Raw genomic sequence first — 23,916 nt, forward strand, 5'->3', positions numbered from 1 at the left:
CGTCCATGGGAACTGGTGGACACCCGCGCGCACGCCCGCAGTGGGACGGGGCGCCTCCGCCGTGGGGAGGTTCATGCCGGCCTCTGGAGCGGGATAGCCGGCGAGGTCGGTGGACTGGTGGCGCCGGCCGCGCCGGGATGCGCCGTGGTGGTCAGCAGCTCGGCGCCAAGGATCTCAATCTGTACTTCGATCGCCCGTCGGACGGCCGGCAAGGAGGATAGGTGATCGAGGTCCGCCACCAGGACACCGGCGGCTTCGGACCGGATGACGGCGTCGAGCAGCACCGTGAGGCCCGGCCGAATGATCCGCCCCGGCGGCATGCGGCGGTCCACAAAGATCTCGGCCAGGGTCAGGCCCTCGGCGCTGGCGTGCTGGGTGAGCTGGTCGTGTAGGCGTTCGATTTCGGCCTCGTCGGCGTGCTCGGAGCTGATGTAGCCGTAGACGGTTCGAGGCATGGGTGTCCCTCCTTCACGGTGCGTTGGGGCAGGCGGGACCGGTGGAGGGTCTCTTCGACGCCCACATGGGGCGCCGCCTGGCACCTCCGGTCCCGCGTCTATGGGAGGCCGAGGACTCGGCCGCAGTGCCTACGCCGACGTCTCGATGGCGGGCGCGGCGAAGAAGGCCGTGAGGCGGTCGCGGATGACTTCGGCCAGACGCTCCGGCGGGCGGGTGCCGCAGTCGACGCGCAGGACGTCGAAGCGCTCGGTGGCCTGGCGGTAGAAGTGGGCTTCGGCGTGGCTGGAGCCCGGGGCAAGCTGGAAGCGGTTGTGGGCGCCCCGCTTTACCAGGCGGCGGGCGATGATGTCCGGGTCGGCCTCGAGGATGACGCACAGGTCGGGCCGGGTGGCCTCGGCGTTCAGCGCCCAGAGGAAGGCCGGGTCCAGGCCGTCGAAGCGCTGCATGACGAGCCCCGACGGGACGTAGCGGTCGGAGATGACGGCCTTTCCGAGCTCCAGGTGCGGCCGGATTTCGGTTTCGACGTGGTGGTAACGGTCCGCCGCGTACAGGCAGGCCAGCGCGTGTCCGGTGACGGTCTCGGTCAGCTGGCGGCCAGCACGCCGATGGGGCCGGTCGAGGGTTCGGCGGTGATGTGGACGTCCTCGCCGGCGGCCACGAGTAGCTGGGCGAGGTGGTGCACGAGGGTGGACTTTCCCGCCCCGCTCGGTCCGTCGATGCTGATAAACAGCCCCCGGCGGTGATCAGAAAAGGGTCGCAGAGTCATCGTCGCCTCCAGGCGGAAGGCCCCGGAGTTCGTCCAGGGACAAGGGGCGGCCGTCCGGGCTCTTCGCCAGAAACGCAAACAGACGAGCCGTGACGAGGGCGTCGTAGGTGGCGCGGTGGGGCCGGAGCTGCGAGTCCAGGCCGTTGGCCAGGTTGAAGGCCTCCACCAACGAGCCGAGCCGGTAGCTGACGCGCTCGGGCCGCAGTCGCCGGGCGAGCTTCAGCGTGTCGAAGACTTCCTGTGGTTCCCAGCCTGGGAGCGTGCGCCGCAGGACGGCCAGGTCGACGTGTGCGTTGTGGGCCACGACGGCGATCTCTTCGAGGCGGGCGCGGATCTCCTTCTCTACGTCGGCCACAACCGGCGCGGCGGCCACGGCCGCATTGGTGATGCCGTGGATGCGCCGGGCGAAGCTGGTGATCGGGCGCTCCGGGCGCAGGAGCCAAGCGGTCGGCTCCCCGATCACGCCGGCGGTGATGGGCACGACCGCCAGCTCCACCAGGTCCGGCGGCTGCTGACCGTTGCCCTCGACGTCGACGACGGCGTAGTCCAGGTTCGTCCAGTCGGTCATGAGGCGGCGCGCTCCGTCCATCCGATGTCGGCGCGGCCGTGGCGCCGGCCGAGGTGAGGATGGCGCACGTCGTGGATCTGGAAGGCGAGAGCGTGCTGAAGGAAGTAGCGCGGCTGCTCGTGAGGGAGGCCGGCAACCACGGCGGCGCGGTCGGTGATGTCCAGGACCTCCAGCCCGTCGCCGTCCGGGACGGAGCTGGCCAGGGCTGTGAGCTGCTCGGCCGTGGGGACCTGGTGGGCCTCACTGCACCGCCGGATCTGTCCCACCGGGCAGATGTCGCACAGCTCGCGGACGCCGTAGTGCCCGTTGTAGTCGGGTAGTCCGTGGACGTAGGACACCGCGCAGGAGGTCTTGCGAAACAGCTGGGCCCGATCGGCGAGGGCTTCCAGTACCCGCCGCTCCAACGTCTCGGGCACCACCTTGCGCCGGGCGGTGCCGGCGTACGGCTCCGGGAGGCCGGCGGCCTGGTAGTAGGCCGCGATCTCGTCCCGGTAGAAGAGGCCGGTGAAGACGGTGGCGTCGGCGTGCCGGGACAGCTCCGCCGCCCGGGATAGGTGCTCGTCCGTGTCGTTGAGGCCGGGCACCAGCGGGCGCCAGTAGAAGATCGTGCGGTAGCGGCGAGGCCGGACAGCGGTTGCCAGACGCAGCGAGGCCGCCGCGACCTCGGACGGGTAGGGCTCGATGCGCCGGTCCTCGATGCCGGAGTAGGTGAAAAGCAGCGTCATCTTGACGGAGCCCAGCCGGTTCAGGCGCTCGCAGTCCTCGGCCCGCAACTGGTGGCGGGTGATCACCAGGACCCGCGCGTCCAGCAGCACCTTGACGACGCTGTCCGGGCGCTCGACGTCCACCTGGACGACAAGGCGCTCGCCCGGCTGAACGAGATCTTCCCGGGCTACCGGACGGCCCCCGAGCACTTCGCCTGGTAGCGAAGACCGCCCTCTGCGTGCAGCCACCGTGCCCTGCGGTGTCCCACGGTGGCGCCACCAGCGCCGGACGCCGGCAAGGCTAGCTCGCTGTGAAGTCGGACGTGGCGAGCGCCGGCTCCTGTCCGAGTCGCTGCGTCCGCGGGGCGCGCCGATCGACCGTGCTACCCGCGCAGTCGTGGCGGGATCAGCGCAGGGTGGAGGCGGTCCACGGCTCGCAGGTGTCCGCGCTGACCTGTCTGGTGTCCCACTTGCAGCCCCGCCAGCGAAGGGCGACGATCCCCGGCTGGGGGCCGGCGATGGAGTCCGACCGTTCGACCGGGGCGCAGTCGCCGGCGAGCGCGACCCGACCGGCGTGCGCGGCCCCCTGGGCATCCGTGTAGCGGTACTCGGCGTAGGTGCTCCAGTCGTCGTTGCAGAGGAGATCCTTGACCGTGAAGGAGTTGCGGCCCTTCGCGGGGTTCGCGGTTCCCGCGTTGAACCAGACCACACCTGCGTAGTTGCCGGCGGCGTGGTAGACGATCTGGCTGGTCGTGCCGCCATTCGGATCGGGCTGCGGGGCCGGTTGCGGCGCCGGGGCGGGTTGCGGCGCCGGGGCGGTCGTAGGCTTGGTGCGCGGGCGCGGGGGAGAGGTTTGGGCACGCTGGTCCGGCCCGGAGCCCGCGGTGCCGCCCGCCGGGCCGCCGCCGCTACGGGCTGCCCCCGACGGTTCCGCGCTGCCACCGGTCGGCCGGTCACCGGTGCCGGGTTGCGCCGGCGACGCATCGGTGAAGGGCGCAGTCGGTGCACCGGTGGCCGGATTCGTGCTCCCGGTCCGGTCGCCGCTCCCAGTCGGGTCGGCGGAGCCAGCCGGCTGCCGCGAGGTGGCTGCGAGGGTCGCGTGCGGTGCCGGCGCACCGTCGGTGGCCAGGGCTTCTCCGGACCCGCCGCCCAGGCCGACCAGTAACACCGTCACGGCGAAAACGACCAGCAGGACCGCCGCCGCCACTGCGACCAGCACGGCCCGCCGGCGACGGCCCCGCCGGCTGTCAGGCTGGCCGCCCGCTTCCACCGGCGGACCCGCAGGGCCGTCTCCCGGCGCTGGCGGAGTCTCGCCCGGCGCCGCCACACTCGCGGCCGAGGGCTCCGCCGGCGGCTGCGCCTCCTCGACCTGCTCCGCTTTCTCCGCCTTCGCCTGCGGTGCTGCCTGGTCCGGCTTCGCCTGCGGTTCTCCCGGATCGGGCTTCGCCGGCGGTTCCGTCAGGTCTGGGGGTGGCGCCGATGCCACGGGGGCGGTCCGGGCGTCCGACAGGAACCCCGCGTCCTCGGCGAGCTGGCGGACGGCTGCTTCGGCACCGGACAGCCCGGCGATCTTCTCGCCGGCCAGTTCGCCGATCAGGTCGATCGCGCCCGGCCGCGCGTCGGGGTCCCGTGCCAGCGCGCGCCGCAGCAGCGGTTCGAGGTTCCTCGGCAGGTCACCGAGGTCGGGCTCGACGCTTAGCCGGCGCAGCGCCGACGCGATCGGCGTGTCCGTCTGCGGCCCGGCGAACAGCCGACGCCCCGTCGCAGCGAAGGCCACGCAGAGCCCCCAGGCGAACACGTCCGCGGGCGCGCCGACGCGCTCGCCGAGAAGCTGCTCGGGCGCCATCCAGGCCACTGTTCCGAGGATCTCACCGGTGCGGGTGTAGGCCGTCTCGTCCAGCGCCCGGGCGATGCCGAAGTCGATGACCTTCAGACCGTCCCAGGCGAGCAGGATGTTCGCCGGCTTCAGGTCACGGTGGACGAGCTCGACCTCGTGGACGGCGGCGAGCGCACTCGCGAGGCCCGCGGCGAAGGCGACCAGCCGAGGGCCGCTGAGGCAGCCCCGTTCCGCGATGGCCCGGGCGAGGCTGACGCCGTCGACGTACTCGATGGCCATCCACGGCCGGTCGGCGTCGAGGTCGGCCGCGAGCACCTCGGCCACGTACCGGCCGCGCACCCGACGGGCGGCGGCGATCTCCCGACGAAAGCGTTCCCGGAAGTCCGCATCCGCGGCCAGGTCGGGTCGGATGATCTTGATGGCTGCCGGCCGGTCGTCCGTGCCGAAGGCGAGATAGACGGCACCCATGCCGCCGGCGCCGAGCCGCCCGTGTAGCCGGTACGTGCCGACCGCCCGCGGATCGCCCTCTGCCAGCGGCGCCAGCACGCCCCCCGCCTCCCGTCGAACTGTGGTGCCTCAGGCCATGATCCCACGATCCGGTCGTTCACGGTATCGACTCTGCCACCCAGTGCGCAGGACCAGCCCTACCTCGCGGCGCCGGTGCTGGTGCCGGAATGCTGACGGGTCGATCAACCCGTCGCGGGCAGCGGCGACGCGGCGCTTCCAGGCCGGCGTGGGTGGAGACGATCGCCACGGGCCGGATGTGGGGGCGCCTGCCCGAGCCGTGACGTGATCGGCACGCCGGACGCGAAGGATCGGAAGGCCTTGCTGGGAGCTGGGCGCGACCGTGGCCGCGAGGCCCGTGTCTGGCATCGAGTGTCCGACTCCGACTCCGACTCCGACTCCGACTCCGACTCCGGCTCCGGCTCTGCGACGAGGCGACGAGGCGACGAGGCGACGAGGCGACGAGGCGCGTAGCATTGTCGCATGCTGTTTCGAGTGCCGGAGGTCGACACGGCCGACGAGCGGGTGCTGACCGAACTCGACCAATTCCGTGGAGAGCTGCGCCACCAGGTCGCCGAACCGCGGCGGTGGCTGGGGCAGCTGCGGCGCAGCCTGATCGCGGGCGCGATCAGGGGGTCGAACACGATCGAGGGCTACACCGTCGACGTGGCGGATGCCGAGGCGGTCGCGGCCGGCGAGGAGATGCCGACGGCACACGACGCGCATACCCGTGCCGCGGTCACCGGTTATGCGGACGCGTTGACCTATGTACTTCAGGCCGCCCGATTCGAGGTTTTCGGATTTCACCCGATGCTGCTGTCAGCACTGCACTTCATGATGCTTCGCGGGGATCTCGACCGGTCACCGGGCCGGTACCGGCTTGGGTCGATCTGGGTGTCCGGCGCGCCCGACAATCCACCGGTCTACACCGGGCCCGACGCCGAGCGCGTGCCCGAGCTCATGGACGAGTTGTGCGGCTGGCTCCAAGGCGGTGACCTGGATGCCCCCGTCGTCGTCCGGGCCGCCATGGCACATCTGAACCTTGTCAGCATCCATCCCTGGCGTGACGGGAACGGACGGATGGCTCGCTGCCTGCACACCCTGGTGCTCGCCCGGCATCTCATCCTCGCGCCGGAGTTCTCCAGCATCGAGGAGTGGCTCGGATCGTCCCCCCACAACACCGCCATGTACTACGCCGCGCTGGGCGAGGCCCAGGGTGGAAGCTTCCAGCCAGAACGCGACGCGCACGGCTGGCTGCGCTTCTGCCTGCGTGCCCACCACCTGCAGGCCCAGCTGGTCCAGCGCCGCCTCGACATCGCGGCCGAAGTCTGGCAAGCGTTGGCTGGCCAGGCCGCAGCAGCCGGGCTCGGCGAGCGCACCATCGCCGCCCTGTACGCGGCGACCCGGCCGGAGGGGGTGCGTCGCACCACGTACATGCGCGACGAGGGCCTGACCCGCGACCAGGCGATCCGCGACCTGCAGGGACTCAAGGCCGCCGGCCTGATCGAGGAGGTCGGCCACGGCCGCACTCAGCGCTACCTCGCCGCGGGCCCCACCGCCCAAGCCGCACGCTCCGTCCGCGCCGCCCTCGCCGCCCAGCCCCTCCGCGACCCTTACGGCACCGCCTGACACGCCCGGAACCGACCGCGCCACTGACGGGTCTCGCCGACAGCGGCACCGAACCCGCCTCGCCGAACGCCGAGTCGCGGACCCCGGGGCCGAAGACGTCGCTGGCCCGAACCGCCGCGGCGCGGACCCGGCCGGACCGGTGGGCGTCGAGCAGCTCGGCCCACATGGTGGCGCGCACCGCGCCCCTCCGGGTGGTCGTCTCAACCGGGCCGGGGCTTTGTTTCCCCTTACCCGTTGACCTACCTGAACGTGCATACCTACAATTTTCTTGGCCAATGTAACTAGTTACATTGGCGGTAAGACTTGGCTGCGTCGCAGGTTGCATCGCTGTCACCGATCCGGGCGAGCCGTGCGTTCGGCCGTCGGCCATGGGTTCCCGTCGTCGCTGGGTGCGTGGACCAGACGTTGCCGACCCCCGCCCCCGCCGGTTGTCCCTCTCCTCCGCTCACCCGAATGGCCGAGGAAGGAAGGATCAGCATGATCCCGAAAGTGGTCGTCATCGGTGCGGGCGTCTACGGTGCGGCGGTGACGGCCTCGCTGACGCGGCGAGGCGCCAGCGTCGTTCTCGTGGACGCTGGTGCACCGGCGGGTGGTACCTCCGGTTCGACGTTCTCGTGGACCAACTCCTCCACCAAGCACCCGCGCTCCTATCATGATCTCGGCGTCGCGGGGATGGAAGCCCACCAGCGACTGGCGGCGCGGGTGCCCGGCAGCGACTGGTACCACGAGGGCGGCAACCTCCAGTGGGCCGACGACGACGACGAGCGCGCGCGCCTGCGGAGGAAGGTCGGCGGTGTCCTCGACTACGGATACGAGGCGCGCTGGCTGAGCCGGGCCGAGGTACTGCGTCTCGAGCCGGACATCGCCCCCGGAGAACTTCCCGCGGACGGGATCGCCTACTTTCCGCGCGAGGGGTGGATCGAGCCGGCCCGCCTGATCGGCTACCTGCTCTCCAGCGCGGTATCCCGAGGGGCCGAGCTGGTGGCTGGCGATGCGGTCATCGGCATGGTCACCACGGCCGCAACGGTGCGTGCGGTCCGACTCGCCTCGGGACGGCAGCTCTCCGCGGACGCCGTCGTGAACTGCGCGGGGCCGCGAGCCGGCGCGATCGCCGGCCTGGCCGGCCTGGCCCTGCCGATGCGCAACACCCGTGGCGTGCTCGTCCACACGTCCCCGGTCGCGGTTTCGGTGTCCCGGGTCGTGCACGCGCCGCGCGTCCATCTCCGTCCGGATGGGGCCGGACGTCTGCTGCTGCATACCCACGAGATCGACGGCGCCGTGCGTGTGTCGGGCGCTGGAGAGATCAGTGTCGACCCGTCAGCGGTCGAGACCATCCTGGCGGCGGGCCGCGCTCTCTACCCGGGGACCCGGGCCGCGACGGTGGAAAGCATCCGTGTCGGTGAACGGCCCATTCCCGGGGACGGCCTCCCGGTGCTGGGACGCGTGGTCGAACTACCCAACTTCCACTTCGCCGTCTCGCACAGCGGCGCGACCCTGAGCGTCCACGCGGGTGACCTGGTCGCCGCCGAGGTGCTTGGGGAGGACCGGGACGATGCCCTGGCCGCGTTCCGGTTCGAGCGGTTCCGCCCGGCGAGCCGACAGGGGGAGCAACGGTGAGCACAGTCGTCCTGCACGGCGGCGATCTGGTCGATGGCCGGGGCGGAGACACACGACGTCGCGTTGACATCATCGTTGAGGGAGACACCGTCCGCGAGATCATTCCCTCGCGTCCCACCGAGGCTTACGGCACCGCCGACGAGATCGTCGACGGTGCCGGAATGCTGGTGATTCCCGGTCTCATCAACAACCACACCCACGGCACCGCGTACGGACCGCTGTTCCCCAGCGGGCATGTGGCCCTGCCACGCGAGCAGGTGCTGGCCAATCTCGACCGACACCTGCTGGAGGGGACGACGACGGTGCTCTGCGTGGACGGCTTCGTCACCGCGGCGGATCTCGCCAGCACCGACGAAGCGCACCCGGTCAACATCGGGCTGGCCTCCTGCAACACCCCGGCATGTCTGAGGGCGGCGACAGTCGCGGACGGCAGCGGTCTCACTGAGGCGAACCAGAGGTTCACCGCGCGTCGGGCCGTCGGCGCCGGTGCGGTCGCGCTCGGCGAGATCGGGGCAGGGCACACCCTCGGCGGGGGCGGGGCGAGTTACCTGTACATCCCAGCCGAGGTCGAGAGACGCACCGGAGTGACGATCACTGCGCGGCAGGCGAACGGGCTGAAGATCGCGGTGCTGGGTCGGCACATCGCGTCGTCAGCGTTCGACCGGGACGCCGTCGAGCAGGCACTCGCGGCCGCGGGCCTGACCGGCAGGCTGTCGGTGGCGGAGGTGCGCGAACTCGTCTCATCCATTGTGCTGCCCGCGTTCGACGTCGCTCTGCGCGGGCTCGCCGAGGCGGCCGAGCAGGCCCGCGCGCTGGGTGTCCCGGTCCTGGTGCACAATGCGGCCGCCTCGATGACCCAGGTCGCCGCCATCGCGAGGACGGACGTGACCCTGATCGCCGGGCATTCCAACCATTCGAGCTTTGAGCTCCGCGAGGCTCTGGTCCACGCCGAACGACTCAAGGAGGCAGGCGCGATCGTGGATGTCTCCACGCTCGACACGTTCGGCGCCCGCCGCCTCACGACAGGCCCGGAGCTGCTCTACGCGCTGCTCTGCGCAGGACTGGTCGACACGATCTCCACCGACTACGCGGGTGGACACCACGACCCGATCCTGCTGGCGATCGACCAGTCCGTCCGCGCGGGTGCCGTGAGTCTCCCGGCCGCGATCGCGATGGCGACCGCCAACGTCGCCGACGCCATCGAGGGTCTGGCTCCTCGGCGTGGCCGTGTCGTGCCGGGAGCGATCGCCGACCTGGTGGTGACGGATCCCGCGCGGCTGCACTCGGTAGATACGGTCATGATCGGCGGCGAGGTCGTTGTCCGAGCCGGCCGGCGCGTCACGCGCTGACCAGCGGCCCCCCGAAACCGGCGGAGGAACCATGGCGAAGCGGGTCACCATCGGCGACGTCGCCGCGCGCGCCGGCGTGTCCACCGCCACAGTCTCCCGCGTCCTCAACGGCGGAGTCGCCACGGAGGCGACGGCCACCAGAGTGTGGGATGCGGTCACCCGTCTCGAATACACCCCCAACGCGTTGACCAGGGGCATCTTCGCCGGCCGCTCCAACGCACTCGGCGTTGTCATCCGTGACCTGAGCAGCCCCTTCTATCTCGGCCTCCTGCGCGGCATCGACGACGTGGCCGCCGCCAATGACAGCCTCGTCATGGTCGCCAACACCTTCCGGAACGTCGATCACGAGGTCGACCTCGTTCGGATGATGGACGAGCATCGGGTGCGCGGGCTTGTCACGACGACCGACGAGAGGACCGACAGCCGCACCCGACACATGGCCGAGAACGGTACGCCCTGTGTGATCGTGGCGCGCACCGCGCAGGATCCGCCGTCCGGTCTGCACTCGGTCAGTCTGGATCACGTCGGGGCCGGTCGTCTGATGGCCATGCACCTGATCGAGTGCGGGCGGTCGTCCATCGGTGTCGTCACCTCCGGGGGCCGCCCGTCCCAGATCGAGCGCGTCGCGGGGCTGCGGCAGGCTTTCACGCAACGAGGTCGGTCCCTGGCCGAGGAGGCGGTGACCGTCGCGACCACGGAGGAGGAGGTCGACCGGGCCGTCGGCACTCTCCTCGCGCGCGCGGACGATCGACGCAGGCCGCTGGACGCGCTCGCCTGCACGGCCGGCCGCCTGACCGTCGCCGTCCATACGGCCCTGACCGCGCGAGGGATCACTATCCCCGACGACATCGCCTTCCTGACGATGGATGACTTCTCCTGGGCCCCCGCGCTCGGCATCAGCGTGATCACTCAGCCCTCCTACCAGATGGGCCGACGGGCAGCCGAACTCGTCGTGGACCCCCCCGCCGAGCCGGTCAGCATCGTCTTCGAACCCGCACTGGTCGCCCGCAGATCCTGCGGCGAACGAGCCAACGTGTGACCCGCACGAGAAGCCCTGGCCTACACCTGAGGTGGAAACGTCTGGCTGCGTGAACACCTCACGGGGCGGGAACAGACCCCGGCGAACGCGGCGTGTCAGCGCCGCGCTCGCCGGGTGGTGAACGGTCCCGCGGCCCCGGTCGATGCGCGTGCGGTGGCGGGCTCCGGTCAGCGCGTGTCGGCCGGCCGGTAGCCTGCGATGATCTTCGAGAAGTCGAACGAGTTCTGTTCGACATACGTGCACTTCGCCAGGTCGTTGCCGTTGAAATCACTGCACTCCGGCAGGAGACCCTGGTTGCGGTCGCGGGTCGCGTCCCAGCCGGAGAGCGCGCCGAGGTTGTGCTCCCGGGCGAAATCGGCCAGCTGGCGCATGTTCTCCAGCGTGAAGACCTTGCCGTTGATATGCCGGCCGAACATCGGGCAGGCCCCGATGCGCCGCCAGACCTTCTGGTCGTTCCACGCCGGCCAGGCGGCGGCGATCTGGGTGAACATGCCGTTCAGCGCGATGACGCAGCACTGGTAGGCGTCCGGGGGCGAGGTCTGCCCGAACTCCATCAGCATTCCGGTGATCAGCGACGGCTGGACGCCGGCACCGGCGAGCAGGTGCAACAGTCGCACCCCGCCGTCGTTGAAGCCCTCCAGGGAGCCGGGGGCACCGTCGGCGGGCAGCGTGTAGGAGATCTTCAGGCCGGGACGGGACTGCACCACCTGGGAGATCGCGGCGACGTGTCGCTCCAGGCCCGGCGTGTTGTGAATGAAGGCGCCCTCGAAGTCGAAGTCGATGTGGCTGACCTGGTAGTTCGAAAGGATGGCCTCGTAGGTCGCGACGATCCTGGAAATGTTGGTCTCGACCTCCTCCAGGGGTACGTTGGAGGCTCCTCCGAAGGAAAGGACAACGGTTCCCCCCTGCGCCCTGAACGCGGCGAAGTCCTCCTTTCCGAAGGCGCTTGTCGTGGCATCTCCATAGTCCTTGTAGCCGCCCCAGTAGACTTTTCTGTCCCCGCCGGGCTGGGCGACGAGGAAGCCGGTGAAGAAGCTGTCGACTCCGGAGTCGCGGCCGTACTCGGAGACCTTCGGGTTGGGCCACGCGGTGTAGTCGACGAAGGGTGCCCGGGGCGCGTCCCAGGTTCCTCCGTCCGGCAGCGGCTGGGTGGTGGAGGCGCTGACCTCGTCGGACCGTTCGGACACGTTGCCGGAGATGTCGATCGCCCGCACCGACAGCAGATACTCGGTGGAGGCGCTCAGGCCGGACACCCTGCCCTCGGGGCCCGGCACCGTGACGCTGCGGGGTTCGCCCGCCGCGGTCCGGTAGAAGATCTCGTAGCGGGCCACGGCGATGTTGTCGGAGGACGGCTCCCAGACCAGGTGCAGGCTGTGCGGCGCCCAGGCGTCGGCGCGCAGCTTCTCGGGAACGGTCGGCGGTTCGTCGTCCACGGGCGGATTCGCGTCCTGCCCGTTGACGGTGAACCGCTCCGGCAACAGGGCCGGATCGGACCCGGCGCCGGAGCCACCGTTCTGCACGGACAGGACGAATTCCTGGGACATCCGGGCCCGGATGACTTTCCGCTCGGCCACAAGACGTCCGGTGACGCTGGTCACCGGATGGTTGGCGGGGCTCCAGACGAGGCCGTAGTTGTTGAGGATCTGCAGCGGCTGTGGCAGGAAAAGAGCGATCTCCGGATCGACCACGTCCTCGTCGGTGTAGTTGGTGACGACGACCCGAAAGTTTGCCCAGTATTCGTTCCCGCCGAGCCATTCTGCGGCGGCGATGACCAGGTTGGGAGAATCTGTCACGGCATCTCCATGGGGGATCTCTGTCGGCTCTCGACCGTGCGGATGCTAATACGGCGAGTGGAGGTGGCCGCCGTGCCGGTGCGGACCGGCGAGTCCTCCCACCCCACTCCTCGCGCGCCGCGCGGAAGATCTGTCCGTGGGCGCGGATCGTGGATATCCCCATGACGCGGTATGGCATCCGCGATGCCCGGATCAATCGTCTTCCCCCGTAGAGGGATGGTAAGGACAACTGGTGGGAGATTCGGCGCGGTAGGAGCTGGGCGACACGCCGACGCGGCCGAGATCGTGGACGCGGGCGGGGCCCCCACCCCGCCGAGCACACCGGACGGTCATAGCCGGCGGACGTGACGGAGCCGACCGGCCGAATGGCGCGCGGGGGAGCGTCACGCGACTATCGCCAGGTGCCGCTCGACACTGTGACGTGATCGGGAGATGTCGTCCCGGGCCCCGGTCGGGGGGAGCGCCGATGTGTCGGCGGCGGGCTTGGACAGCCGGACCGGCTGGGTGGGGCGGGCAGCCGAACCGACCCTGGATCCACGGGGCGCGGCGGGTCGGGAGCGCCCCTTCCGGCCGGACATCGAGGGCCTGCGCGCGGTCGCGGTGCTGCTCGTCGTCCTCGACCATGCGGCGCTGGGTGTTCGGGGTGGCTTTGTCGGTGTCGACGTCTTCTTCGTGATCTCCGGTTTCCTCATCACCCGGTACCTGCTGCGGGAACGGGCGACAACCGGGCGGATCTCGTGTGCGCGTTTCTACGCCCGCCGGGCGCGCCGCATCATGCCCGCGGCCGCGCTGGTCATCGTCGCGACGACGGCCGCCTCGTGGGCCTGGCTGTCGCCGCTGCGGCTGCGGGAGAGCGCACGCGAGGGGATCTGGGCGGCGCTGTCGCTCATCAACCTTGTGCTCGCCCGGGACGGGACCGACTACCTCCGGGCCAGCGGCCCGCCGTCCGTGTTCCAGCACTACTGGTCGCTGGCGGTGGAGGAACAGCTCTACCTCGTCTGGCCGGTCCTGATCACCCTTGCTGCCGGGCTCGCCGGTGCCCGTTCCCGCGGCGGGCGGCGGGCGGGGGACGAGGCCGGTCGGGTCAGGCCGCGGGGCGCGGACCGCGCGGTGGTCATCGCCCTGCTCGCCGTCGCCGGCGGCTCGTTCGCGCTCAGTGTGATCGTGACGGCCCGGTCGGCGCCCTGGGCGTACTTCGGCGGGCACACCCGGATCTGGGAGCCCGCGGTCGGCGCACTGGTCGCGACCGGGACGGCGAGTTTCGGGCGGCTGCGCCCCGCGGTGGCGTCGCCGCTGAGCTGGCTGGGCCTGGCCGGGATCCTCACCGCCGCGTTCCTGCTGGATCGGGGCGTGCCGTTCCCGGGCGTCGCCGCGGTGCTGCCCGTGCTCGCGACGGCCTGCGTCCTGGCCGGCGGCTGCGCCGCGCCGGCGCTCGGTGCCGAACTGCTGCTGGGCCGGGCACCGCTGCGACTCCTCGGCCGGCTCAGCTACTCCTGGTACCTCTGGCACTGGCCGATGCTGCAGATCTGGGCGCAGGCGACCGGCCGTCCGCTGGCCCTCGGCCAACGGGCGGCGGCCGCCCTGGCCTCGCTGCTGCTGGCCGTGGTCACCTATCGCCTGGTGGAGAGGCCGGCCCGGTCCCGGCCCGTACTGGTCCGCCGCCCCCTGCTCGGGCTCGGGCTCGGCGCGTCGTGCGCGGCGGCGGTCTGCGTGAGCTCGATCCTGGCCGTGGCCCTGGTCTCGGTGCCGGGCGGCACCGCCGCGGGGCCGGCGCGCCCGCTGGGGGACCCGGCGTCCGCCGCGCACGTGCACGATCCGGCGGCGGCCGAGAGCGTGCTGCGGGCCGACCTGGCCAGGGCGTCGGCGGAATCCCGCTTCACTGGCGTCACGGCAAGCCCGCTCACCCCGCTGCTCGCGCGTGCGCTGCGGGTAGACCGTCTGCCGCCTGACCTCACACCCTCCCTGGGCACCGCGCAGGACGACCGCCAGGCGAACCGGTGTCTCGCGATGTTCGCGCAGACCGCGCCGGCCGGCTGCGTCGTCGGGGACCCGGCGGGGCGGACGACCGTCGTGCTGTTCGGCGACTCGCACGCCAGCCAGTGGTCCGCGCCGCTGGACACCATCGGAAGGGAACGGCACTGGCGGGTCCTGCTGTTCGCCAAGGCCGACTGCCCGCCCGCGCCGTACCGGGACTACATCGAGGACACTCTCGGCCGGCCGTACACCGAGTGCGACACCTGGCGGGCCGACGTCCTGCGGACGATCGCCCGGCTGCGGCCGAACCTGGTCGTGGTCGGCTCGCAGGCCCGCGACCGCCTGGCCGGCCGGGGCCCGGGCGTGCTGGCCGGGCTGGTGCGCGACCTGCGCGCGACGGGCGCCGCGGTCGTCTTCCTCCGGGACACCCCGTTCCCCGGGTTCAACGTGCTCGACTGCCTGGCGCGGCACCCGGCGAGGATCTCGGCGTGCGCGGTGTCGATCGCCGCGTCGAGGCTGGCCTCGTCGGCGCGCCAGATCGACAACCGCGGGGCTCGCGAGGGCGGCGCGCTGCTCGTCGACCCGGCCGGTTGGCTGTGCACCGCCGACGGCTGCCCGCTGGTCGTCGGGAACGTGCTCGTCTACCGCGACTGGAGCCATCTCTCGGACACGTACGCGAGGCTGCTCGCCCCCTACCTCGGCCCGGCGTTGGCCGCCGCGCTGCACGCCGGCCCGAGCGGGCCGGCGCGCGCGCCGGTCGGGTTGTGGCCGGCGGCCGAGCCGGGCCACCGGGAATGGAGGATCCTCGTCGGCGACCTGGCCCGTGGTCCTGCTTGACCTGGAGCGCGCTCGAAGGTGGAGACTCGGGGGTGCCGGTGCTCCACCCGTCTGTCTTATCGAGAGGACCCCGCCGACGATGCAGTTCACCCAGCTCGGCCGTTCCGGTCTGTCCGTCTCGCGGCTGTGCCTCGGCACGATGAACTTCGGTCCGCTGACCAGCGAGGCCGACTCCCACGCGATCATGGACGCGGCGCACGGGTACGGCATCAACTTCTTCGACACGGCCAACGCCTACGGCCTGCACTCGGCCGGCGTGTCGGGCCAGGGCGAGGGGAAGGGCTACACCGAGTCGATCATCGGCCGCTGGTTCGCGCAGGGCGGCGGGCGCCGGGAGCGCACGGTGCTGGCGACGAAGGTCTACAGCCCGATGGGGGAGTGGCCCAACGAGGGCAGGCTGTCGGCACTCAACATCCGCCGTGCCCTGGACGCGAGCCTGACCCGCCTGCAGACCGACCACATCGATCTCTACCAGTTCCACCACGTCGACCGCGCCACCCCATGGGACGAGATCTGGCAGGCCATCGACGTCGCCGTCACGGCCGGCAAGATCCTCTACGTCGGCAGCAGCAACTTCGCCGGCTGGCACATCGCCGCCGCGCAGGCCGCCGCCGCCCAGCGCGGCACGTTCGGCCTGGTCAGCGAGCAGCCGATCTACAACCTGCTCACCCGCGAGATCGAGCTGGAGGTGCTGCCCGCCGCGCGGCACTACGGCGTGGGCCTGCTGCCGTGGTCTCCGCTGCACAGCGGTCTGCTCGGCGGCGTCCTGCGCAAGGAGCGCGAGGGCAGGCGGCGGGTCGAGGGCCGCGCCGCGCAGGCCCTGGAGGCCCATCGCACCCAGATCGGGGCCTTCGAGGACTTCGCCGCCGAGCTCGGCCAGGAGCCCGGCGACGTCGCGCTCGCCTGGCTGCTGCACCAGCCGGCCGTCACCGCGCCGATCGTCGGCCCGCGCATCTCCCAGCAGCTGGACGATGCCGTCCGGGCCCTCGATGTCACCCTGGACGACAAGGCGCTCGCCCGGCTGGACGAGATCTTCCCCGGCTACCGGACGGCACCCGAGCACTTCGCCTGGTAGCGAAGGCCGCCTCATACGGCGACCGCCGGCCGGACCGTGCGGCGCGGCTGGACCGGCCGGCGGCTCCCCCCTCGGCGGGTGACCGTCGGCCGGCCTACCAGGCGCGGCCGCGGGGCAGGTCGGGCAGGTGCGGCGCGGACAGGTGCAGGACCTCGTAGGTCTCGGTGGCCTCCGCGTCCACTGACGCGCCGTCGCGCCACAGGACGAACCGGACGAGCTGCCAGTGCCGGGGATCGAGCGCGAGCACCGCGGTGTGCACGTCCTCGTGGCGGGCCAGGTTCGTGAGGCGCTCGATCTCCGCCGCCACCCGGCTCGTCTGGTCGTCGTCCTCGCCGCCGTCGGTCGGGTGGGTCAGGCGGGCCTGGTTGGCGGGCAGCGCGGCGACCAGGCGGGACGCGGCCCTCGGGGTGGCGGTGCGGGCCGGGCCGGCCACGGCGGCCACGCCCATCCAGTGGTGGACCGCCGGGCGCCCGAAGTCGCGGATGATGTTCTGGAAGCCGGCCCCGCCGACGAGGAACCGTCCCATCGCACCGATGTCCGTCCACAGGTAGAACGGAGCGTACTGGTTGACGGACGCACCGGCGACGCCACGTTCCTGGATGAGGTACGCCTTGAGCCCCAGGCCAGCGCGGTCGTCGAGGGCGGATCCGGACCCGGCCACCCGCCGCCGGATGATCTCCATGTTGTAGTCGGCGGGCAGGGTGATCTCGTACTGCTTCGCGTACATCGACGGTCGTCCTCTCGGTCGTGCCGTGGGATGGACCTGCTCGCCGGGCGGGCTATCCGGACTGCGGGGTGCGGGAAGCCGTGGACAGCAGGCCGAGCGCGCCGTCGACGGCCTCGGTGAACGCGGCGGGGGAGTTCTGCGCGCGGGCCAGGACGTAGCCGCCCTGCAGGACCGCGACGATGGTGGACGCCGTCGCCGACGGATCGAGCGCCGCGTCCAGCTCGCCGCGATCACGCCCCTCGGTGAGGACCGCGGCGAGGCGGGTGCGCAGCCAGGTGAAGGTCTCCTCGACGGGCCGGCGCAGCGCCGGGTCGGCCATCACGTCCGGATCCTGGGTGAGCCGGCCGATCGGGCAGCCGCGCAGCACGTCGCGCTCGCGGCGCAGGTAGGCGGTGATGCGTTCGACGGCCGTGCCGGGCGCGGCGAACTGCCTCTCGGCCTCGGCGCGCAGCTCGCCCGCGGTGCGGGTGATCGCGGCCAGCGCCAGCTCCGGCTTGCCGCTGAAGTGGTGGTACATGCTGCCCTGCCCGGCCCCCGCACGCTGCTGGATGGCCCGGGGGCTCGTGCCGACATAGCCACGCTCCCACAACAGTTCGCGCGTGCTTTCGACAAGACGATCCACCGTGCTCACCTGAATAGTGTACCTACTGGTATGTACAGCGGCGGCGGGGCGTGGGGTGCGAGCGGATCGTCTACCACCCCGCCACCGACACGGTGCAACGATTCCCGGTCGCCGCCTCGCCCCCCGGGGCGTGTTCTCTCTGGAACGAGCACCTTCTCCCTGGTGGACAACTGATCGCGTGGCCTGATCGGCACTGAAACGTCGGGTGGGCTCACGGCGCCAGGCCGAGGCAATAGCATCAGGCCCGATGCCGACCCTGCTGATCGTCCACCACACCCCGTCACCGTCCATGCAGGCGATGTTGGAGGCCGTGCTCGCTGGTGCCAGGGACGAGGCGATCGAGGGCGTGGAGGTCGTGGTACGCCCGGCCCTGGCGGCCACCGCAGTTGATGTGCTGGCCGCCGACGGCTACCTGCTCGGGACGCCGGCCAACATCGGCTACATGTCAGGGGCTCTGAAGCACTTCTTCGACCAGATCTACTACCCCGTGCTCGAGGCCACCGTCGGCCGGCCGTACGCCCTGTACGTCCACGGTGGTTCCGACACCACGGGCGCGGTCCGGAGCGTGGAGACGATCGCCACCGGTCTGAAGTGGAAGCGGTTGCATGAGCCGGTGACGGTGCTCGGCACCCTGGACGCGAATGATCGAGAGGCGTGCTGGGAGCTGGGGGCTACCGTGGCCGCGAGCCTGATTCTGTAGCGGGCGGGTCGCATGGCTGCCGTGCGCACCGGATTCGCTGTCCATCGTGGAACATGACATGTCTGTGACCAGGGGGATCCACTTCGGTGTGCGCCGACCTGATCCGCTCGATCTCCCGCGACTCTCGATGCTGCGAGTACACGGTCTGCGCCGCCCGCAGCTACGACGCCGTCTTCACATAACGTACATAAGGGTCATGCTTCGACAGGTCAAACCACGCCCGTCACCTCGATGAGTGCGCGCCCATTAACCAAAACCCCAGCTCACACCTCGCAATAAGCAAGATCATCAAACCTTGACGCAAGTCGGGTCGTCACGGAAGTGGATGAGATATTCAACTTTGCTGACAATAGTGTCCCGGTGGGTTACTGTTACCCCTTGGTTCGTGGTGTACACGCATGTCACTTAACCAAGTGGGAGCTGGGGGTACGGTGAAGATCGTCTCCTTCTTGAACAGTAAGGGCGGTGTGGGGAAGACCACGTTGGCGGCAAACCTCGGGACGGCCGCAGCGTTGTCGGGGAAGAAGGTGCTGCTCATAGACCTCGACCCGCAAGCCAGTCTGACCTACAGCTTCTTTTCGCCGGACGGCTGGCAGCCAGAGATGTCCGATAGTCCGACCATCCGGCGCTGGCTCGAACATTCCGCAGCCGGAACGCTGGGCGCCGATCTCGCCCGGCTCGTGCTGCAGCCAACCACGGTGCGTGCCGACGTCGCGAAAAAGCGCGGCGAGCTCGGTCTCATCCCGGCGGATGGAGGTCTGGTCGATCTGGAGCTGACTCTCGCAGCCGAGGCCGGCTGCAAGAACTGCGCCAGCGGGCGTGCCGAGGTCTACGTCGAGGTGCACAGTCGTCTCGGTGCCTGCCTGCGATCCGGGCCGATATCGCGCTATGATCTTGTTGTCCTGGACTGCTCACCCGCATTTGGAATGCTTACCCGGGCAGCGGTCATCGCGAGCGACTTCATTCTGGTTCCCACCCGTCCCGACCACCTGTCCACCTACGGTATTTCCGCGCTCGTGCACCGGGTGCAAGAGCTGAAGCGGGAGTACAACTGGCAACTGGACGCTTCCGCTGGAACAGTCAAGTCGGCTGGCAAGGCTCGAGCGGAATTTCTCGGCGTTGTGTTCACCATGGCACAGAGCCGCAACCTGAAACTCATCTCAGTCAGCGACGAGCCGGTGCGGCGAGTGGAGTCGCTAAGTCTGCGGTCGTTCGAGACAAAGATCAGCGAGAACAAGACGACCTTTGGCGAGGCCAGCGCACAGCGTCGGCCGGCCGTCCTCGGCTCTGGTGCGCGCCGCGGCGCAGCTCGCGAGTTGCAGCATCTTTCGCAGGAATTCATGGCAAGCCTGTGGGGAAAACGTGCCTGACGCCCTAGGTACCGTGACCGTTGTACTTGAGCGCCTGACCGCCTTCCTACGCTCGCTGAGCCCAGCGCAGTGCGCGGATCTGGCCGACGGCAGGGCGCGTCTCGCGCTGGAGGTTGGGAGGGCAGAACCACTAGGTCCGCCGGCACCGGTACCGACCGAACCGCCGCCAGTGGTTCCGGACCGGGCGCCAGAGCCGGGTACGAGGCCGGAGCTGGACACGACGTTTGAGCCGGCTATGCCGCCAGCGTCGGACCTGCCGCAACCAGAGGTGTCGGCAGCCGCGGCCCCGCGGATGCCGGGAGTTGCCAGCGCGGCCGAGCCGTCCGGAGCGGCCGGGAAGCATAGGAAGCGCAGGAAGACCGGGACGCCCAGGGCGCCCGGGGGCACCAGAAGAAAGTCGACGCCGAGGGCGCTGGCCCTTACTCCGGCCGATCTGCGCGCGCGGTTGGGAGCTATGGCGAACCGCCAGGATGCGAACGACTTCCTCACCGCCGACCGTATCACCAAGGAGCAGCTGCGCGGCATCGCCACTGCCTTCAACATCGTGACGCTGAGCAGGGCCACTCGGCAGGACATTGCCGATAGCATCGTGGAGGACACCCTTGGATTCCGGCTCAGCCATGACGCCATCGGCCGGGCCCGCGGCTGATCCGCCGTCCCGGAGCGAGTGGGCATGAGGAAACAATCCCGCCATGAGCAGGTGCGCCGGCCATCTGGGCTGCGAAGCGAGTTCCGCGACAGCGACGTGAGTAATCTCGCCACCCGGGTCGAGAAACGGGGATACCGATACTACCTTCTGGAGATGCACCTGGAAAGGCTACGGGGATTCGTCGGACAGAAAATCACCTTCGATTTCCCGGTGACGGCCGTCATCGGCCCCAACGGCGGTGGCAAGAGCACGGTTCTGGGCGCTGCGGCGTTGGTGCACCGCGATATCGAGATACACAAGGTATTCCCTCGTAGTGGTTCCTACGACGCCGGCATGAAAGAGTGGAAGATCGGCTATCAGCTGATTGACGGCAAGGCGAAGCACGTCACCTACCGGACGGCGACGTTCTCGTCCCAGCGATGGGACCGCGGTCGGGCTGTGGGCCGCCCGGTCGTGCGGTTCGGGGTGGATCGGACCGTGCCGGCCAGTGAGCGGAAGAGCTTCGCCCGCTTCATCAGCGGAACCTTCGCCGCGGGCCGCGAGACGTCCCCGGGACCGGACCTCTCCCGAGAGGTCAGTAGAATCCTTGGCCGGCCATCCGCGGAATACGTAATGGTCTATCCGGAGGGCAGCGCGGATCTGGCGATGCTGGCTGCGTGCGGTCCGAACGGCGAACGGTACTCCGAATTTCACTTCGGTGCTGGTGAAGCCAGCGTCGCCCGCGTCGTGAACGGTATCGAAACCGCTCCGGACGAATCTCTTGTCCTGATCGAGGAGATTGAGAACGGCCTGCATCCCGCAGCAACCGCTAGCCTTGTAGAGTACCTGCTTTTCGCGGCTCGGAAAAGAGGAATCCAGGTCATCTTCACCACGCATTCGAATGATGCGCTGGAGCATCTTCCGCCGGCTGCTATCTGGGTGGCTTACGACGGCCGACTGGTGCAGGGGAAGGTCGATGTCCGCACGCTCCGTACGCTCACCGGCCGGGTTTCGGTGCGCCTTGTCATCTACGTCGAGGACCGATTCGGGCAGGAGATGACGCGGACCGCGCTACGCTGGTGGCAGGGCGGGCGATCGGACACCACAGCGGTGGAGATCTGCGCTGCGGAGGGGGCGGACACCGCGTTGAACCTCCACCGTTGGCACAGGTTGAGCAATACCGTCCCCTACCCGTCCGTGTGTATCGTCGATGGTGATAAGCGAGAGAGGTGCGCAGATGTCGTCGACGCTGTGGCGTTTCCCGGGGACGCGCACCCGGAGGGGTATGTCTTTGACACCGTCGTCGCCAGGCTGAACGACCTCCTCGATGATCTGACCCGGGCGATGCAGTTACCGGGCGGCAGCGCGTCCGAAGTACGTGCGGCGGTGGAGAGTGCCGCCCGCCGGAACCGGGATCGTCATGGGGTGTTCAACCAGATAGCCGACGAGATCGGCGGCCAGTTGCTCGTGGTAGAAGGCGCCTTTCTGTCGCTCTGGGCCGAACACTGGCCCGAGGATATTGACGCTCTGCTGTCGCCGCTCGCGGAGCGCCTGCACCTGCTGGGCTGACTCCGGGGGCGCTTTCCGCTCTTCGGTGACTCGGCAGTGTGCGGTGAGGCGGGCGAGTGATGGGCAGGTCATGCCAGGGATGGTGCGGAGATCAAGGGTGGCGGCACGCTACGTATCCGCTCGACGCATCCCACTTTCCGCAAGTTCTTTGATCAAGCCTATTACCCTTGCTTGGAAGCCACGATCGGTCGGCCGTATGCCCTGTACGTCCACGGCGGCTCTGACACCACGGGCGCGGTCCGAAGCGTGGAGACGATCGCCACGGGCCTGACGTGGAAGCGCTTGCGGGAGCCGGTCACGGTGATCGGCGCGCTGGACGCGAAGGATCGTGAGGCCTGCTGGGAACTGGGTGCCGCTACCGCCGCGAGCCTGATGCCGTAACCGACTGGCAGCCCCACCCCGTAGGTCGAGCGTCCCGCCTTGGCCGGATGGGTGAATCGCGGAGAGTACAGGAACCGCGGGCTGCTGGTCCGCGTTCAGTTGGAAACCCGCCAAACTGACTGATGTGACCGGTAGCGCTCAGCGAGTGGTTGCCGAGAGAGTCTTGGGCACTTCCTACGCGGTCGTCTCTCGCAGACCTCTATGATCCGGCCCTTCTGATGGGCTCTCGAAGGCGATCGGTGCGACGGGGAAGGGGTTTCGGCCAGTACTTGTCGCCCAGCCATACCTGCCCGGCCCTCGGTAGGTTTCGTGCGCCTCCGGGCGCCGTGCACGGTTACTCCCGACCATCGCCGAGATCGCACCGGGCACGTCATCCCCCCGCTCTGCGGACCTCCGCCGGAGCATTGACGCGTCATGCATGAATAGGTCATCAGGTCGTCGTCCAGCGGGTACCGGTTGGTCGGCACGCGAGCCAGTGATCCTTTCGAGACCGGTCTGGCGGGTTTTGAACACGACGGAGGCCGGGGACTTCCCTGCATCGGAACCACCCTTCCCCGTCGATGCCGCCGACCGGTGTCAGAGGTGTCAGGAATGGCTGTCAAAATAGCGGTCGCGGAGTTTGTCGTAGGTGTCGTCAGCGTGCATCTGCAGGATGGCGGCATTGACCTTCTTTCGCAGGGTGCTGCCGGTGGGGAAGGCGATGCCGTACTCCTCCGGGTCGAAGACCGCCGCCGCGAGGGTCTCTTTCTGCCCGGCCGCGACGTCAATGTGGTGCTGCAGGACGGGTGAATCGTAGACGATGGCGTCCGCGTCGCCGTTTCGCAGCAACGGGTAGGCGGCGTCGATCGACGCCACGGTGCGGGGCGAGATGTCGTGGCGGCGCAGGTAGCTGTCGGCGGTGGAGCCGCGGACGGTCACCACCCGCTTTCCGGGCAGGTCGGAGACCCCGGTGATGCCCGTCCGGATGGATTTCACGGTGAGCTGGGTCGTGATGGACGCGGTGAACAGGGAGACGAACACGAGCCCGGCGATGAGCCAGGCCAGCGTGACGATTTTTACGACCGGCCGCTGCGGACTGCCCAGGTCGCCGGCGAGGCCGATGGCGGCAGCCCGGAACATCCCGTCACCCATCCGCCGGTGCCAGCGTTGTCTGCTGCTGGTCCTGGTCACGGCTGAGGTGATGGCACCGGCGAGGACCAGCATGAACAGCAGCGCCACGAGATAGCGTCCGGTGGCGGGGGAGAGGAAGTTCGAAAGCTGGTGGGAGACATCGAGCCCGGCGGGTGAGTCGTTGGTGAGGATCTGCAGCCCGGCATCGAACATCGGGTAGGAGAAATCGACTTCCGCCTCCCGGTCGGCAGTGATCGAAATCCCGGAGATCGCCGCGTCGATCTGGTTGTCCCTGGCCGCGTCGACGAGATGCTGCACGCTGTCGTACCAGACGAACTTCGTGTTCCAGCCGTTGCGCCGGGCGATGTCGTTCCACAGGTCGATGCTGAATCCGGAGTTCTGGCCGGCACCGTCCTTGCCGACGAACGGGTCGAGCTCCTTGATGCCGACCGTGATCGTGCTTCCGGACGTGCCGGTGGCCGTCGCGCTGCCGGGCGCCGCAGGCGTGGCCGCCCGGGCCGGCGCCTCGGGCAGCGCCAGCGCCAGGAATGCCGTGAGGAGAAGGAGCCAGATCAGCGCGTGCCGCGCCGGGCGCTGCCCCCTGAACAAAGCCATGTCCAAGCCCCCTACCGCGTGGGTCAAGGTCGAACGGTGCACCGAA

Annotated in this window: 20 protein-coding genes and 1 pseudogene; 11 read left to right on the top strand and 10 right to left on the bottom strand. The window is 69.9% G+C overall.

What is annotated here, in order from left to right:
• Positions 1–71: 71 nt before the first annotated feature.
• The 6 genes from AC6EXY_RS19030 to AC6EXY_RS19055 all read right to left on the bottom strand — a co-directional run bounded on the left by AC6EXY_RS19030 (position 72) and on the right by AC6EXY_RS19055 (position 4,877).
• Positions 72–455 carry a recombinase family protein gene (locus AC6EXY_RS19030; RefSeq protein WP_115538026.1) on the bottom strand — a complete coding sequence of 128 codons (384 nt, stop codon included), beginning with the start codon at positions 453–455 and terminating at the stop codon, positions 72–74.
• Between the two features lie 129 nt (positions 456–584).
• Positions 585–1,043, bottom strand: a complete 459-nt coding sequence (locus AC6EXY_RS19035; protein WP_499842382.1) for a dTMP kinase — start codon at positions 1,041–1,043, stop codon at positions 585–587.
• Positions 1,040–1,222, bottom strand: coding sequence for a dTMP kinase (locus tag AC6EXY_RS19040; protein WP_499817665.1), 183 nt, complete (start codon positions 1,220–1,222; stop codon positions 1,040–1,042). The genes AC6EXY_RS19035 and AC6EXY_RS19040 overlap by 4 nt, the downstream gene beginning before the upstream one ends.
• Positions 1,200–1,790 (bottom strand): 3'-5' exonuclease, encoded by a 591-nt coding sequence (locus AC6EXY_RS19045; protein ID WP_499817664.1) that lies wholly within the window; start codon positions 1,788–1,790, stop codon positions 1,200–1,202. Before AC6EXY_RS19045 ends, AC6EXY_RS19040 begins: the two co-directional genes overlap by 23 nt.
• Positions 1,787–2,638 (bottom strand): radical SAM protein, encoded by an 852-nt coding sequence (locus AC6EXY_RS19050; protein WP_499817663.1) that lies wholly within the window; start codon positions 2,636–2,638, stop codon positions 1,787–1,789. Before AC6EXY_RS19050 ends, AC6EXY_RS19045 begins: the two co-directional genes overlap by 4 nt.
• 262 nt (positions 2,639–2,900) lie before the next feature.
• Entirely contained in the window at positions 2,901–4,877 is a 1,977-nt protein-coding gene (locus AC6EXY_RS19055) for a serine/threonine-protein kinase (RefSeq protein ID WP_499817662.1), read from the bottom strand.
• A 441-nt stretch (positions 4,878–5,318) separates the two neighbouring features.
• Here AC6EXY_RS19055 and AC6EXY_RS19060 point away from each other — a divergent pair, with 441 nt between their 5' ends.
• The 4 genes from AC6EXY_RS19060 to AC6EXY_RS19075 all read left to right on the top strand — a co-directional run bounded on the left by AC6EXY_RS19060 (position 5,319) and on the right by AC6EXY_RS19075 (position 10,469).
• Positions 5,319–6,464, top strand: coding sequence for a Fic family protein (locus AC6EXY_RS19060; protein ID WP_499817661.1), 1,146 nt, complete (start codon positions 5,319–5,321; stop codon positions 6,462–6,464).
• 477 nt (positions 6,465–6,941) lie between these two features.
• Positions 6,942–8,081, top strand: a complete 1,140-nt coding sequence (locus AC6EXY_RS19065) for an NAD(P)/FAD-dependent oxidoreductase (RefSeq protein ID WP_499817660.1) — start codon at positions 6,942–6,944, stop codon at positions 8,079–8,081.
• On the top strand, positions 8,078–9,430 hold the full coding sequence (locus AC6EXY_RS19070; RefSeq protein WP_499817659.1) for an amidohydrolase family protein: 1,353 nt from the start codon (positions 8,078–8,080) through the stop codon (positions 9,428–9,430). The genes AC6EXY_RS19065 and AC6EXY_RS19070 overlap by 4 nt, the downstream gene beginning before the upstream one ends.
• A 31-nt stretch (positions 9,431–9,461) precedes the next feature.
• Positions 9,462–10,469 (top strand): LacI family DNA-binding transcriptional regulator, encoded by a 1,008-nt coding sequence (locus AC6EXY_RS19075; protein WP_101834697.1) that lies wholly within the window; start codon positions 9,462–9,464, stop codon positions 10,467–10,469.
• Between the two features lie 167 nt (positions 10,470–10,636).
• Here AC6EXY_RS19075 and AC6EXY_RS19080 read toward each other — a convergent pair whose 3' ends face one another.
• Positions 10,637–12,262, bottom strand: a complete 1,626-nt coding sequence (locus AC6EXY_RS19080; protein WP_101834699.1) for a chitinase — start codon at positions 12,260–12,262, stop codon at positions 10,637–10,639.
• Positions 12,263–12,730: 468 nt separating this feature from the next.
• On the opposite strand from AC6EXY_RS19080, the gene AC6EXY_RS19085 reads away from it, so the two are divergent.
• Together AC6EXY_RS19085 and AC6EXY_RS19090 are read left to right on the top strand one after the other, a co-directional pair.
• Positions 12,731–15,073, top strand: coding sequence for an acyltransferase family protein (locus tag AC6EXY_RS19085; RefSeq protein ID WP_499817658.1), 2,343 nt, complete (start codon positions 12,731–12,733; stop codon positions 15,071–15,073).
• A gap of 79 nt (positions 15,074–15,152) precedes the next feature.
• Complete coding sequence (locus AC6EXY_RS19090; RefSeq protein WP_499817657.1) at positions 15,153–16,148, top strand: aldo/keto reductase; 996 nt, start codon at positions 15,153–15,155, stop codon at positions 16,146–16,148.
• 94 nt (positions 16,149–16,242) lie between these two features.
• On the opposite strand, the gene AC6EXY_RS19095 is transcribed toward AC6EXY_RS19090, so the two are convergent.
• Both AC6EXY_RS19095 and AC6EXY_RS19100 read right to left on the bottom strand, forming a co-directional pair.
• Positions 16,243–16,875 (bottom strand): DUF4865 family protein, encoded by a 633-nt coding sequence (locus tag AC6EXY_RS19095; RefSeq protein ID WP_499817656.1) that lies wholly within the window; start codon positions 16,873–16,875, stop codon positions 16,243–16,245.
• A 52-nt stretch (positions 16,876–16,927) separates the two neighbouring features.
• Positions 16,928–17,497, bottom strand: coding sequence for a TetR/AcrR family transcriptional regulator (locus AC6EXY_RS19100; RefSeq protein ID WP_499817655.1), 570 nt, complete (start codon positions 17,495–17,497; stop codon positions 16,928–16,930).
• Positions 17,498–17,744: 247 nt separating this feature from the next.
• Here AC6EXY_RS19100 and AC6EXY_RS19105 point away from each other — a divergent pair, with 247 nt between their 5' ends.
• The 5 genes and pseudogenes from AC6EXY_RS19105 to AC6EXY_RS19125 form a co-directional block, all read left to right on the top strand.
• Positions 17,745–18,197 (top strand): flavodoxin family protein, encoded by a 453-nt coding sequence (locus AC6EXY_RS19105; protein ID WP_499817654.1) that lies wholly within the window; start codon positions 17,745–17,747, stop codon positions 18,195–18,197.
• Between the two features lie 431 nt (positions 18,198–18,628).
• On the top strand, positions 18,629–19,567 hold the full coding sequence (locus tag AC6EXY_RS19110; protein ID WP_499817653.1) for a ParA family protein: 939 nt from the start codon (positions 18,629–18,631) through the stop codon (positions 19,565–19,567).
• 454 nt (positions 19,568–20,021) lie between these two features.
• A complete protein-coding gene (locus AC6EXY_RS19115) occupies positions 20,022–20,216 on the top strand; it encodes a hypothetical protein (protein WP_499817652.1) in 195 nt (64 codons plus the stop codon).
• Between the two features lie 24 nt (positions 20,217–20,240).
• On the top strand, positions 20,241–21,764 hold the full coding sequence (locus AC6EXY_RS19120) for an ATP-dependent nuclease (RefSeq protein WP_499817651.1): 1,524 nt from the start codon (positions 20,241–20,243) through the stop codon (positions 21,762–21,764).
• A gap of 138 nt (positions 21,765–21,902) precedes the next feature.
• Positions 21,903–22,145: pseudogene (locus AC6EXY_RS19125) on the top strand (flavodoxin); the annotation flags it as partial.
• 585 nt (positions 22,146–22,730) lie between these two features.
• Here AC6EXY_RS19125 and AC6EXY_RS19130 read toward each other — a convergent pair.
• A complete protein-coding gene (locus AC6EXY_RS19130; RefSeq protein ID WP_499817650.1) occupies positions 22,731–23,870 on the bottom strand; it encodes a transporter substrate-binding domain-containing protein in 1,140 nt (379 codons plus the stop codon).
• Between the last annotated feature and the right edge of the window lie 46 nt (positions 23,871–23,916).

The sequence above is a fragment of the Frankia sp. RB5 genome, from assembly GCF_059816245.1.

Excerpts from the sequence above, each read along its gene's own strand:
- AC6EXY_RS19130 (WP_499817650.1), bottom strand. The coding sequence starts at position 23,870 with ATGGCTTTGTTCAGGGGGCAGCGCCCGGCGCGGCACGCGCTGATCTGG.
- AC6EXY_RS19090 (WP_499817657.1), top strand. The coding sequence starts at position 15,153 with ATGCAGTTCACCCAGCTCGGCCGTTCCGGTCTGTCCGTCTCGCGGCTG.
- AC6EXY_RS19040 (WP_499817665.1), bottom strand. The coding sequence starts at position 1,222 with ATGACTCTGCGACCCTTTTCTGATCACCGCCGGGGGCTGTTTATCAGC.
- AC6EXY_RS19065 (WP_499817660.1), top strand. The coding sequence starts at position 6,942 with ATGATCCCGAAAGTGGTCGTCATCGGTGCGGGCGTCTACGGTGCGGCG.
- AC6EXY_RS19060 (WP_499817661.1), top strand. The coding sequence starts at position 5,319 with ATGCTGTTTCGAGTGCCGGAGGTCGACACGGCCGACGAGCGGGTGCTG.
- AC6EXY_RS19120 (WP_499817651.1), top strand. The coding sequence starts at position 20,241 with ATGAGGAAACAATCCCGCCATGAGCAGGTGCGCCGGCCATCTGGGCTG.
- AC6EXY_RS19105 (WP_499817654.1), top strand. The coding sequence starts at position 17,745 with ATGCCGACCCTGCTGATCGTCCACCACACCCCGTCACCGTCCATGCAG.
- AC6EXY_RS19045 (WP_499817664.1), bottom strand. The coding sequence starts at position 1,790 with ATGACCGACTGGACGAACCTGGACTACGCCGTCGTCGACGTCGAGGGC.
- AC6EXY_RS19075 (WP_101834697.1), top strand. The coding sequence starts at position 9,462 with ATGGCGAAGCGGGTCACCATCGGCGACGTCGCCGCGCGCGCCGGCGTG.
- AC6EXY_RS19030 (WP_115538026.1), bottom strand. The coding sequence starts at position 455 with ATGCCTCGAACCGTCTACGGCTACATCAGCTCCGAGCACGCCGACGAG.
- AC6EXY_RS19095 (WP_499817656.1), bottom strand. The coding sequence starts at position 16,875 with ATGTACGCGAAGCAGTACGAGATCACCCTGCCCGCCGACTACAACATG.
- AC6EXY_RS19115 (WP_499817652.1), top strand. The coding sequence starts at position 20,022 with ATGGCGAACCGCCAGGATGCGAACGACTTCCTCACCGCCGACCGTATC.